This is a genomic window from Marinovum sp. E3, from assembly GCF_055755275.1.
In genome coordinates this window covers 1,445,348-1,457,488 of sequence record NZ_CM146908.1, presented here as the reverse complement: position 1 = coordinate 1,457,488, position 12,141 = coordinate 1,445,348, and the positions used below count along the sequence as shown (strand labels likewise).

The following is a 12,141-nucleotide window of genomic DNA, read 5'->3' as shown; positions in this document are numbered from 1 at the left end:
CGCCCTCTGCAAGCCCCGACCGCCCTTGACGCTGGCGGCCAAGCCTGAACATGTATACCCCGATCCTTATACTGCGGTGAAGGCCCCCCTTCCCAGCCCCTAACGGCAAAGTTCATCCCATGCTGCTGCTCATCGATAACTACGACAGTTTCACCTATAACCTGGTCCATTACCTCGGCGAGCTGGGCACCGACGTTCAGGTGCATCGCAACGACGCGCTCGATGTGCAGGAGGCGATGGCGCTCAACCCCGCCGGCATCCTGCTGTCGCCGGGGCCCTGCGATCCCGATCAGGCCGGCATCTGCCTGGCGCTGGTCGAGGCCGCGGCCGAGACCGGCATTCCGCTGATGGGCGTCTGCCTCGGCCACCAGGCGATCGGCCAGGCCTTTGGCGGCAAGGTGGTGCGCTGCCACGAGATCGTGCATGGCAAGATGGGGCGGATGCATCACACCGCCAAGGGGGTCTTTGCCGGCCTGCCTTCGCCGTTCGACGCCACCCGCTATCATTCTCTGGTGGTCGCGCGCGAAAGCCTGCCCGACTGTCTCGAGATCACCGCCGAGCTCGAGGATGGCACCATCATGGGGCTGCAACACCGCGATCTGCCGATCCACGGCGTCCAGTTCCACCCGGAATCGATCCGCTCGGAGCATGGCCGCGCGCTGCTCAGGAATTTCACCGATCTGCTGAAGGTGCCGGCATGAGCGAGAAACTGAAGCCGCTGATCGGTGCCGCCGCCGACCGGCCGCTGAGCCGCCAGGAGGCCGAAACCGCCTTTGACATCCTGTTCGAAGGCGAGGCCACGCCGAGCCAGATCGGCGGGCTGCTGATGGCGCTGCGCACGCGCGGCGAAACGGTCGAGGAATATGCCGCCGCCGCGGCGGTGATGCGCGGCAAATGCAATCCGGTGAAGGCGCCCGAGGGCGCGATGGACATCGTCGGAACCGGCGGCGATGGCAAGGGCACGCTCAATATCTCCACTGCCACCGCCTTTGTGGTGGCCGGTGCCGGGGTGCCGGTGGCCAAGCATGGCAACCGCAACCTCTCGTCCAAATCCGGCGCCGCCGATGCGCTGACCCAGATGGGCGTGAACGTCATGGTCGGGCCCGAGGTGGCCGAACGGGCGCTGGCCGAAACCGGCATCTGCTTCATGATGGCGCCGCTGCACCACCCGGCGATCGCCCATGTCATGCCGACGCGGCAAGAGCTGGGCACCCGCACGATCTTCAACATCCTCGGCCCGCTGACCAATCCGGCCGGCGTCAAACGCCAGCTCACCGGCGCCTTTTCCCGCGATCTGATCCGGCCGATGGCGGAAACCCTGCTGACACTGGGGTCCGAGCGCGCCTGGCTGGTGCATGGCTCCGACGGCACCGACGAGCTGTCGATCGCCGGCGTCAGCTGGGTTGCCGCGCTGGAGAACGGCCGCGTGACCGACCGCGAAATCCACCCCGAGGAGGCCGGCCTGCCGGAACATCCCTTCGAGGCGATCCTCGGCGGCACGCCGGCGGAAAACGGCCGCGCCTTCGCCGCCCTGCTCGACGGCGAGACCTCGGCCTATCGCGACGCGGTTCTGCTCAATGCCGCCGCGGCGCTTGTGGTGGCCGACAAGGCCGCCGATCTGAAGGCCGGCGTCGAACTGGCGGCACAATCGATCGACAGCGGCGCGGCCAAGGCGCGCATCATCGCCCTGGCCCAGGCCACCCGCGCCGCATGAGCGCCCGCACCGTCCCGGCCGCCTGGGCGCATCTGCCGTTTTTTGCCGAGACCTGGCCGGCGCTCGACGCCGCCCTGACCGCCGAAACGCGCGAGATCCTGCCGCCGGCGCCGCAGACCTTTGCCGCGCTCGAGGCCTGCGCGCCCGAGGATGTCCGCGTGCTGATCCTCGGGCAGGATCCCTATCCGACCCCCGGTCACGCCCATGGCCTCGCCTTTTCGGTCGCGCCCGAGGTAGCGCCGCTGCCCCGCTCGCTGCGCAACATCTACGCCGAGATGACCGAAGACCTCGGCCAAAGCCCCGCCACCGGCGACCTGCGATTCTGGGCCGATCAGGGTGTCCTGCTGCTCAACACCGCGCTCACCGTGCCCTCCGGCGAGGCCGGCGGCCATCTCAAGCTCGGCTGGTCCGGTCTGACCGCCGATATCCTCGCCGAGCTCGACCTCGCGCCCCGCGCGCTGCTGCTCTGGGGCAAACCGGCGCAGAAGCTGGGGACGCGGCTCACCCATCCCGATCACCTGCGGATCGAAACCGCCCATCCTTCACCGCTTTCGGCACGGCGCGGATTTTTCGGTTCGCGACCCTTTAGTCGCGTCAACGACTGGCTTAAGAAGCAAGGTGACCCCGCGATAGACTGGACAGGCAGATGACCCAGACCGTTCTCGACAAGATCAAGGCCTACAAGCTCGAAGAGATTGCCGCCGACAAGGCCGCGACCCCGCGCTCTGCCGTCGAAGAGGCCGCCCGCGCCGCGGGCCCCACCCGCGGCTTTGCCGAGGCCCTGCGCCGTGCCTCGCGCGAGGCCTATGGGCTGATCGCCGAGGTCAAGAAGGCCTCGCCCTCCAAAGGGTTGATCCGCGCCGATTTCGATCCGGCCCAACTGGCCCGGGCCTATGAGACCGGCGGTGCTACCTGTCTTTCCGTGTTGACTGATACTCCCTCCTTTCAAGGCGCCAAAAGCTTCCTCACCGAAGCCCGCAATGCCACCAGCCTGCCGGCACTTCGTAAAGATTTCATGTACGACACCTATCAGGTTGCGGAGGCGCGCGCGCTGGGGGCCGATTGCATCCTGATCATCATGGCCAGCGTCTCCGACGCCCAGGCGCAAGAGCTCGAGGACGCGGCCTTTTCCTGGCACATGGATGTTCTGGTCGAGGTGCATGATGGCGAAGAACTTGACCGCGCGCTGGCCTTGAAGTCGCCCCTTCTGGGCGTAAACAATCGCAATCTCAAAACCTTCGAAACCACTCTTGAGACGACGCGTGAACTTTCCAGACGGGTGCCCGAGGGCAAGCTGCTGATTTCGGAAAGCGGATTGACCGGCCCCGCCGATCTGGCCGACATGGCCCGCCACGGCGCGCGCACTTTCCTCATCGGCGAGAGCCTGATGCGTCAGGCCGATGTCGCCGCCGCCACCCGCAGCCTTCTGGCCGACCCGGTGCCCGCCAATGGCTGATCTCACGCATTTCGATGCCAAGGGCGACGCCCATATGGTGGATGTCTCGGACAAGGCGGTGACCGCGCGCATTGCCACCGCCGAGGGCTACATCAAGATGGCGCGGGAAACTTTTGATATCATTACGGAAGGTCGTGCCAAGAAGGGGGATGTCATCTCCGTCGCGCGGCTCGCGGGGATCATGGGGGCCAAGCAGACATCGAGCCTCGTTCCGCTGTGCCACCCGCTGCCGATTACCAAAGTCTCTGTCGATCTGACGCCCGATGCCGATTTGCCCGGATTGCGGCTCAGCGCCACGGTCAAGACAACCGGGCAGACCGGCGTCGAGATGGAGGCGCTGACCGCCGTCTCGGTCACCGCGCTGACGGTGTATGACATGGCCAAGGCCGTGGACCGGGCCATGGAGATCGGCGGCATTCGGGTGAAACTGAAAGACGGCGGTAAATCAGGGCGTTACGAGGCGACATGATATCGGTTTCGCAGGCGCTTGATCACCTCTTCGCGCTGACCCGGCGCCTGCCCGGCGAAGAGGTGCCGCTGCGCGAGGCCGCCGGCCGGGTGCTTGCCCGCAATGCCATCTCGACCCGAGATCAGCCGCCTTTCGCGGCGTCTGCCATGGACGGCTACGCGGTGATCGGAGCCGAAGCGACGCCCGGGGCCCGGTTCGAGGTGGTCGGCGAAGCCGCCGCGGGCCATCGCTACGACGGTGAGGTCCGCGCCGGTCAGGCCGTGCGCATCTTCACCGGCGCTCCGGTGCCACCCGGGGCCGATTGCGTGGTGATCCAGGAGGATGTGCACCGCGACGGCGATGTCATCACGCTCGGGCAAGGGCTCGGCGAGGCAACCAACATCCGCCCCGCCGCCGGAGATTTTCATGCCGGTGACCGGGTCCCGGCGCCCCGGCGCCTGAGCCCGGAAGACATCGCGCTCCTGGCGTCGATGAACGTCGCAAGCGTCACTGTGGCCCGACGGCCGTCCGTCGCCCTCATCTCGACCGGCGACGAGCTTGTCATGCCGGGCGAACACCCCGGCCCGGACCAGATAATCGCCTCGAACACCTTCGGTCTGCATGCACTGCTGCGCAATCTCGGTGCCGCGCCGCGCCTGTTGCCAATCGCCCGCGACACCAGAGCCTCCCTGGCCACCGCCTTCGATCTGGCGGCCGGGGCCGATCTTGTCGTCACCATCGGCGGCGCCAGCGTCGGCGATCATGATCTGGTCGCGGATGTCACCTCCGAACGCGGCATGGAGCGCGCGTTCTACAAGGTCGCCATGCGCCCGGGCAAGCCGCTGATGGCCGGTCGCCTCGGCGACGCCATGATGCTGGGCCTGCCCGGCAATCCGGTGTCGGCCATGGTCTGTGGCCATGTCTTTCTGGCGCCGGTCATCCGCGCAATGACCGGCCTCGCGGCGGCGCCCGCACCGCGCATCACGGCGCCGCTGGCCGCCGATATCGCCTCCAACGGCCCCCGCGAGCATTACATGCGCGCAACCCTGACCCCGCAGGGCATTCTGCCCTTCGCCGCACAGGATTCCGCCCTGCTGCACGTGCTGTCGCGGGCCGATGCCCTGCTTGTCCGCCCGCCCCGCGACGGCGCTCGCAAGGCCGGTGAGATGGCCGAGTATATTTCACTGCAAAGTTAAAGAATTCTTAATCGCCCACCGGCATTCTCGGGCGCATTCTAAACATGTTATCCACAGGGCCCATTGACACAAAACGGGAACATGCGTAGAACAAAACCCAAATCAATAAATTCCGAAGGGCGAATACCATGTTAACGAAAAAGCAACTCGATTTGCTCGATTTCATTAACAAGCGCATCCAGACTGACGGTGTTCCGCCCTCGTTTGACGAGATGAAAGAGGCGCTCGACCTGCGATCGAAATCGGGCATCCATCGGCTGATCACAGCGCTGGAAGAACGCGGATTCATCCGTCGCCTCGCCCACAAGGCGCGCGCGCTCGAGATCGTGAAACTGCCGGAATCCCTTGGCGGCGCGCCGACTGCGGCGACGCAGGCCTTTCAGCCGCGGGTCATCGATGGCGGCGGCACCGGCCCACGCGATCCGCAGGGCGCGCCGATGCATGTGGCGGAACTGCCGGTCATGGGGCAGATCGCCGCCGGCGTCCCGATCGAGGCGATCAGCCATGCCTCGCATGCCGTGGCCGTTCCCGGGCAGATGCTGCGCCATGGCTCGGATCATTATGCGCTTGAAGTCAAAGGCGATTCGATGATCGACGCCGGGATCAACGATGGCGATGTCGTGGTGATCCGCGAAACCGACGTGGCCGACAATGGCGATATCGTGGTGGCCCTGATCGAAGGTCAGGAGGCCACCTTGAAACGGTTTCGCCGCGCCGGTGGCGGGGCCATCGCGCTGGAGGCCGCGAATCCCGCTTACGAGACCCGCATCGTGCGCGAGGACATGGTTCAGGTGCAGGGCCGGCTGGTCGGGCTGATCCGCACTTACTGAGCCTTACGGCGTCCAGAGCCGTCGCCCGCTCTGATCCGCGACGGTGCGGACCTGCGGCGCGCCCTCCGAGAAGGTGACAGCCAGGGCGCCGCTTTGGCGCAGCGTTTCAGGAGTGAAGGCAAGGCAGGCGCCCGGATGCGGCCCGGGGGTGTTGAAGACCGCCAGGTCGGAGGAGCGACAGCCGGGAAAGGATGCCCGCCCTCGCTGGCCCGCGACATGCCAGAGCGTGCCGCCGCCCGGCATCGGCGCAGAGGCCAGGCCGCCGTCGACCTCTGGCCAGCGCAGGGCAGCGCCGGCCTGATCGGCACCGTCGCCATCGTTCTCGAGCCAGACCCGGGCGACGAAGCCGGAGCCGCGCGCGCGGCTCAACGCCCGGCCGCTCTCGCCGGTGAGGCCGACCAGACCGCCGGATTCGGCGATCAAGATCGCCGGCCTTTCCGCGGTGGACCAGAGCGCCAGAGCCGCGAGAACCGGCCCCGCGCCCAGCATGGCGACCCGGCCGCGCCAGAGCATGGAAAACAGCCCGCCCAGGGCCATCAGCGGCAAAACCAGAGCGCCCGGCGCCACCACATGCCGCAGCGCGCCATCCCATCCGGCGACCTCGTGCGCCACGGTCAGAACCCAGGCCAGGCCGCGCCCCAGAAACCAGAGCGCCGGCGCCTCGAGACCGAACGGCGCTAGGCAGGCCGCCACCACCGCGGCCGGCATCACGACGAGGCCCATCAGCGGCACGGTCGCGAGATTGGCCAACAGCCCCCATTGCGCGATCCGGTTGAAATGCGCCGCCGCGACCGGCGCGGTGGCCAGCCCCGCCACCGCCGAGGACAGCATGACCGCCACCAACGGCCAGAGCCAGCGCGGCATCATCTGCGGCGCGCCGCGCAGCCGCGAAAACACCGCCACCAGCGCCGTTGTCGCGGCAAAGGACATCTGGAATCCCGGGCCCAGCAGGGCCTCGGGCCGCAGGATCAGCACGATCATCGCCGCAACCGCCACCGCGCGCAGGCTGATCGCGCGGCGGTCGAACAGCACGGCCGTCAGGGCCACGGCAACCATGACAAAGGCGCGTTCCGTCGCCACGTTGCCACCCGACAGCGCCAGATAGCCCGCCGCCGCAACAAGCGCGGCAAGGGCCGCGATCTTGCGCCCCGGCACCCGCAACGCCACCACCGGCACCGCCGCCAGCGCCAGCCGCACGGCGCCAAAGACGAAACTGGCCAACAACCCCATGTGCAGCCCCGAGATCGCCAGCAGATGCGCAAGGTTGGTGTCACGCAGCGCCTGCTTGGTCGCTTCGCCCATGCCGGACCGGTCGCCGGTGGTGATGGCGGCGGCAAAGGCCCCGACCTCTCCGGGCAACGCCGCCTGAACCGCCCGCGACAGGCGCATGCGCAGGGCAAAGACCGGTTGCCCGCCATCGGGCTGTGCGCTCACCACCAGCGGCACCCGGGCATAGCCCACCGCACCGACCCCGAGAAACCAGGCGTGGCGGCGAAAGTCGAAACCGCCGGGTTCGACCGGGCCCTGGGGCGGCGACAGATGGCCGGTGGTCATCACCCGCAGGCCGGGGCGCGGCACCGCCCCCGGCGGCCCGTGCAAGGAGATACGCACCCGGGCCGGCACCTCGCGCACCCGATGCAGCCGCACCCGGTCCAGCGTCAGCCGCAAAGCGCCCGAGGCCGACCGGTCCATGCCGACAACACGGCCCTCGATCGGGCCATAGTAGCGAAAATCCAGAACCGGCGCGGCCACCGCCTGTGCCCGGGCGCCGGCAAGCGCCACCCCGGCCGCAACCAGACCGGCAGCAAGAAGGCCGGGCCCGAGCAGTGGCCCGGCCTTCCAGGCAACCAGGAACGCCACCACGGCGCAGCCGGCAAGCGCGATCAGCGCCCAGACCGGCGGCTCCTGGCGAAGCGCAAAGTACCCCCCAATGCCCAGAGCAAGCATCACCGGCGACCATGGCATCAGCGCGCCCCGCTGACCGAGGATCCCCTGACCGATTGCCTGCCACATCCACATGCTTGTTCCCGCCCGCTGCGGAGGGTAATCAGGCCTCAAGCTATCCCGCCATGGTTATCGAAAGGTTAACGGCCCCCATGTCCGACGTCTCTCAGGTGGTGACCCGTTTCGCCCCCTCGCCCACAGGTTTCCTTCACATCGGCGGCGCGCGCACCGCGCTGTTCAACTGGCTGTTCGCCCGCGGCCGTGGCGGCAAGTTTCTGCTGCGCATCGAAGACACCGACCGCGCGCGTTCGACCCCGGAAGCCACCGATGCGATCCTGCGCGGTCTCGACTGGCTGGGCCTCGATCACGATGGCGAGGTGATCAGCCAGCACGCCCGCGCCGACCGCCATGCCGAGGTGGCGCATCAGTTGCTCGCCGACGGCAAGGCCTACAAGTGCTTCTCGAGCCAGGAAGAGATCGCCGCCTTCCGCGAGGCTGCCAAGGCCCGGGGCACCTCCACCCTGTTCCGCTCGCCCTGGCGCGACGCCGACCCGGCATCCCATCCCGAGGCGCCTTTCGTGGTGCGCATCAAGGCGCCGCTCGACGGCGCGACGGTGATCCGCGACGCGGTGCAGGGCGATGTGACGATCCGCAACGACCAGCTCGACGACATGGTGCTGCTGCGCTCTGACGGCACGCCGGTCTACATGCTGGCGGTGGTGGTCGACGATCACGACATGGGGGTGACCCATGCGATCCGCGGCGACGACCACCTCAACAATGCCGCCCGGCAGATGATGATCTATCAGGCGATGGGCTGGGATGTGCCGGTCTGGGCGCATATTCCGCTGATCCACGGGCCCGACGGCAAGAAGCTCTCGAAACGCCACGGCGCGCTCGGGGTCGAGGAGTATCAGGCGATGGGCTACCCGGCGGCCGGCATGCGCAACTATCTGGCGCGGCTGGGCTGGAGCCATGGCGACGACGAGTTCTTTACCGACGGCCAGGCCATCGAGTGGTTCGGCCTCGACGGGATCGGCAAATCCCCCGCCCGGTTCGATTTCAAGAAGCTGGAAAATCTCTGCGGCCAGCATATCGCCGTCGCCGATGATGCTGCGCTGCTGCAAGAAGTGCAGGCCTATCTCGCCGTGAGCGGCCAACCGCCCCTGACCGAAGCGCAGCGGGCAAAAATGCTGAGCGCCATGTACTGCCTCAAGGAGCGCGCGAAGACATTCCCGGAACTGCTTGAAAAGGCACACTTTGCCCTGACAAGCACCCCGATCGAACCGGATGCCAAGGCGGCCAAGAACCTGGACGATGTATCCCGTGGTATACTGGACAGATTGACGCCGCAGTTGCAAAATGCTAGCTGGACCCGGGAAGAGCTGGAGGCGGTCACAGCCCGGGTTGGCGAGACCCTCGGGATCAAATTCGGAAAGATGGCAGGCCCGCTCAGGGCCGCTCTGGCCGGGCGCGCGGTGACCCCCAGCGTCTTTGACATGATGCTGGTACTGGGCAAGGACGAGACTATTCTGCGACTGACCCACGCCGCGACTGAGGCCGGTTGAGGTTTTGCAAACCGATTGACCGTCACGTGATTTATGGATTGCCGAGGCAGGATTGCGCGGCTCAAGGACGAAGGGATGACCATGGCAGACAGCAACAAGACCGCGAACCTCACGATTGGCGATCAGAGCTATGAGCTCCCGATCCACAGCCCGACCGTGGGGCCGGACGTGCTCGACATCCGCAAGCTTTACGGCCAGGCGGGTGTTTTCACCTATGATCCGGGCTTCACCTCGACGGCGGCCTGCGACTCGACCATCACCTATATCGACGGCGAAGAGGGCGTGCTGCTGCACCGCGGCTACCCGATCGACCAGCTGGCCAGCAAATCGCATTACCTCGAGGTCTGCTTCCTGCTGCTCTACGGCAACCTGCCCACCGCCACCGAGCTCGAGGATTTCGAAAGCCGGGTGACCAACCACACCATGCTGCACGAACAGATGCAGTATTTCTTCCGCGGTTTCCGCCGTGACGCCCATCCGATGGCGATCATGGTGGGTGTGGTCGGCGCAATGTCGGCCTTCTACCATGACAGCACCGACATCTCCGATCCCTGGCAGCGCGAGGTCGCCTCGATCCGGCTGATCGCCAAGATGCCGACCATTGCGGCCTGGGCCTACAAATACCACACCGGCCAGCCCTTCGTGTATCCGCGCAACGATCTGGACTATGCGTCGAACTTCCTGCGCATGTGTTTCAGCGTTCCGGCCGAGGATTACGAGGTCAACCCGATCCTGAGCCGCGCGATGGACCGGATCTTTACCCTGCACGCCGATCACGAGCAGAATGCCTCGACCTCGACGGTGCGGCTGGCCTCCTCCTCCGGCGCCAACCCCTTTGCCTGTATCGCGGCCGGCATCGCCTGCCTCTGGGGGCCCGCGCATGGCGGCGCCAACCAGGCCTGTCTGGAAATGCTCAAGGAAATCGGTTCGCCCGAGAACATCCCCGAGTATATCGCCCGCGCCAAGGACAAGAACGATCCGTTCCGCCTGATGGGCTTCGGCCACCGGGTCTACAAGAACTTCGACCCGCGCGCGACGGTGATGAAGCAGAGCGCCGACGAGGTGCTTGATCTGCTGGGGGTCGAGAACAACCCGGTGCTGGCCACCGCCAAGGCGCTCGAGGAAGCGGCGCTGAGCGATCCCTACTTCGCCGAGAAAAAGCTCTTCCCGAATGTCGATTTCTACTCCGGCATCATCCTCGAGGCGATGGGCTTTCCGACCTCGATGTTCACCCCGATCTTCGCGCTGTCGCGCACCGTCGGCTGGGTGAGCCAGTGGAAGGAAATGCTGACCGATCCGCAGAACAAGATCGGCCGCCCGCGCCAGCTCTACCTCGGCGAGACCGCGCGCGACTACGTGGATATCGAAAAGCGCTGAGCCGCAGTGTCCTGACAGCTCAAGGGCGCCTCCGTCACCGGGGGCGCCTTTTTCGTGACCGGCGCACCTCTTGGCGGTCGGGCTTGCGTATTTGCCAAAGAGAAGAAGACCCTGCCGCTTCTTCTCTTTCCAAAGTACGCGGCTCCACGGCGGCGGCGGGCGCGGCGCTTACATGTGGATCGCCCGGTCAAAGGCATCCAGCACGCTTTCGTGCATCATCTCGCTCAGCGTCGGATGCGGGAAGACGGTGTGCATCAAATCTTCCTCCGTGGTCTCGAGCTGGCGGGCGACGATATAGCCCTGGATCAGCTCGGTCACTTCGGCCCCCACCATATGCGCGCCGAGCAGCGCGCCGGTTTTGGCGTCGAACACCGTCTTGATCAGCCCTTCCGGCTCGCCCAGGGCGATGGCCTTGCCATTGCCGATAAACGGAAAGCGGCCGATCCGGATCTCGTGGCCGGCCTCTTTCGCCTGCGCCTCGGTGAGCCCGACCGAGGCGATCTGCGGCTGGCAATAGGTGCAGCCGGCAATCGCATCGGGATCGACCGCATGCGGGGCGCCGCCGGCGATAAGCTCGGCCACCATGACCCCCTCGTGCGAGGCCTTGTGCGCCAGCCAGGGCGCGCCGGCGACATCGCCAATGGCATAAAGCCCCTCGACGCCGGTGCGGCAGTGCCGGTCGGTCACCACATGGGCCCGCTCGACCTTCACGCCAAGCGCCTCGAGCCCCAGGCCTTCGGTATTGCCTACAATGCCCACCGCCGAGATCACCGTGTCGAAGTCTTCCCTGGTGACCTTGCCGCCCTGCTCCAGATGCGCCGTGACCTTGCCCTTGCCGCGGTCCAGCTGTTTGACCATGCATGCCTCACGGATCACCATGCCCTGTTTCTCAAAGGCCTTCTTCGCGAAGGCCGAGATCTCGGCATCTTCCACCGGCAGGATGCGGTCGAGTACTTCGACCACCGTCGTCTCGGCGCCCAGGGTATTGTAGAAACTGGCGAATTCTATGCCGATGGCGCCCGATCCGATGACCAGAAGCTTTTTCGGCATGCGCGGTGGCACCAGCGCGTGCTTGTAGGTCCAGACCAGATCGCCGTCGGCCTCGAGCCCGGGCAATTCGCGGGCGCGGGCACCGGTGGCGAGCACGATGTTCTTCGATGACAGCTCTTCGGTGCCGCTGTCAGTCTTGACCCGGACCTTGCCGGCGCCGGGCAGTGTCGCCGCCCCCATGAAGGTGGTGACCTTGTTCTTCTTCATCAGGTGGCTGACGCCGGCGTTGAGCTGTTTCGCCACCCCGCGCGAGCGTTTGACAACGGCGTCGAGGTCGTAATCCACCGCATCGGCCCTGAGCCCGTAGGCGCCGGCGTTCTGCATCAGATGGAAGACCTCCGAAGAGCGCAGCAGCGCCTTGGTCGGGATGCAGCCCCAGTTCAGGCAGATGCCGCCCATGTGCTCGCGTTCGACAATCGCCACGCTGAGGCCAAGCTGGGCGCCCCGGATGGCGGCCACATAGCCGCCCGGCCCTGCCCCGATTACGATCATGTCAAAGCTCTGGCCTGCCATTCTGCGCCCTCCCGTTCATGTCGGCAAACGCTAGCCGATGGCCGG

Annotated in this window: 11 protein-coding genes; 9 read left to right on the top strand and 2 right to left on the bottom strand. The window is 66.6% G+C overall.

Annotated features, from left to right (window positions below; all coding sequences use genetic code 11):
• Positions 1–119: 119 nt before the first annotated feature.
• The 7 genes from AC0J5K_RS07170 (at position 120) to lexA (ending at position 5,644) form a co-directional block, all read left to right on the top strand.
• The gene (locus tag AC0J5K_RS07170) at positions 120–701 is read left to right on the top strand and encodes an anthranilate synthase component II (RefSeq protein ID WP_274564987.1); all 582 of its coding nucleotides are present in this window, start codon (positions 120–122) and stop codon (positions 699–701) included.
• Positions 698–1,714, top strand: a complete 1,017-nt coding sequence (gene trpD, locus AC0J5K_RS07165; protein ID WP_074836695.1) for an anthranilate phosphoribosyltransferase — start codon at positions 698–700, stop codon at positions 1,712–1,714. The genes AC0J5K_RS07170 and trpD overlap by 4 nt, the downstream gene beginning before the upstream one ends.
• Positions 1,711–2,364: a uracil-DNA glycosylase gene (locus AC0J5K_RS07160; RefSeq protein WP_274564991.1), complete on the top strand. Its 654-nt coding sequence runs from the start codon at positions 1,711–1,713 to the stop codon at positions 2,362–2,364. The genes trpD and AC0J5K_RS07160 overlap by 4 nt, the downstream gene beginning before the upstream one ends.
• Positions 2,361–3,170 carry an indole-3-glycerol phosphate synthase TrpC gene (gene trpC / locus AC0J5K_RS07155; RefSeq protein WP_074836692.1) on the top strand — a complete coding sequence of 270 codons (810 nt, stop codon included), beginning with the start codon at positions 2,361–2,363 and terminating at the stop codon, positions 3,168–3,170. The genes AC0J5K_RS07160 and trpC overlap by 4 nt, the downstream gene beginning before the upstream one ends.
• The gene (gene moaC / locus AC0J5K_RS07150; protein ID WP_274564993.1) at positions 3,163–3,639 is read left to right on the top strand and encodes a cyclic pyranopterin monophosphate synthase MoaC; all 477 of its coding nucleotides are present in this window, start codon (positions 3,163–3,165) and stop codon (positions 3,637–3,639) included. Before trpC ends, moaC begins: the two co-directional genes overlap by 8 nt.
• Complete coding sequence (locus tag AC0J5K_RS07145; RefSeq protein WP_274564995.1) at positions 3,636–4,814, top strand: molybdopterin molybdotransferase MoeA; 1,179 nt, start codon at positions 3,636–3,638, stop codon at positions 4,812–4,814. The genes moaC and AC0J5K_RS07145 overlap by 4 nt, the downstream gene beginning before the upstream one ends.
• A gap of 128 nt (positions 4,815–4,942) precedes the next feature.
• Positions 4,943–5,644, top strand: coding sequence for a transcriptional repressor LexA (gene lexA, locus AC0J5K_RS07140; RefSeq protein ID WP_048532031.1), 702 nt, complete (start codon positions 4,943–4,945; stop codon positions 5,642–5,644).
• Positions 5,645–5,647: 3 nt separating this feature from the next.
• Here lexA and AC0J5K_RS07135 read toward each other — a convergent pair whose 3' ends face one another.
• Positions 5,648–7,657 carry a ComEC/Rec2 family competence protein gene (locus AC0J5K_RS07135; protein WP_274565001.1) on the bottom strand — a complete coding sequence of 670 codons (2,010 nt, stop codon included), beginning with the start codon at positions 7,655–7,657 and terminating at the stop codon, positions 5,648–5,650.
• A gap of 83 nt (positions 7,658–7,740) precedes the next feature.
• Here AC0J5K_RS07135 and gltX point away from each other — a divergent pair, with 83 nt between their 5' ends.
• Complete coding sequence (gene gltX / locus AC0J5K_RS07130) at positions 7,741–9,156, top strand: glutamate--tRNA ligase (protein WP_074836688.1); 1,416 nt, start codon at positions 7,741–7,743, stop codon at positions 9,154–9,156.
• Between the two features lie 81 nt (positions 9,157–9,237).
• Entirely contained in the window at positions 9,238–10,533 is a 1,296-nt protein-coding gene (gene gltA / locus AC0J5K_RS07125) for a citrate synthase (RefSeq protein WP_048533809.1), read from the top strand.
• A 168-nt stretch (positions 10,534–10,701) separates the two neighbouring features.
• Here gltA and lpdA read toward each other — a convergent pair whose 3' ends face one another.
• A complete protein-coding gene (lpdA, locus tag AC0J5K_RS07120; protein ID WP_274565007.1) occupies positions 10,702–12,096 on the bottom strand; it encodes a dihydrolipoyl dehydrogenase in 1,395 nt (464 codons plus the stop codon).
• Positions 12,097–12,141: the final 45 nt, after the last annotated feature.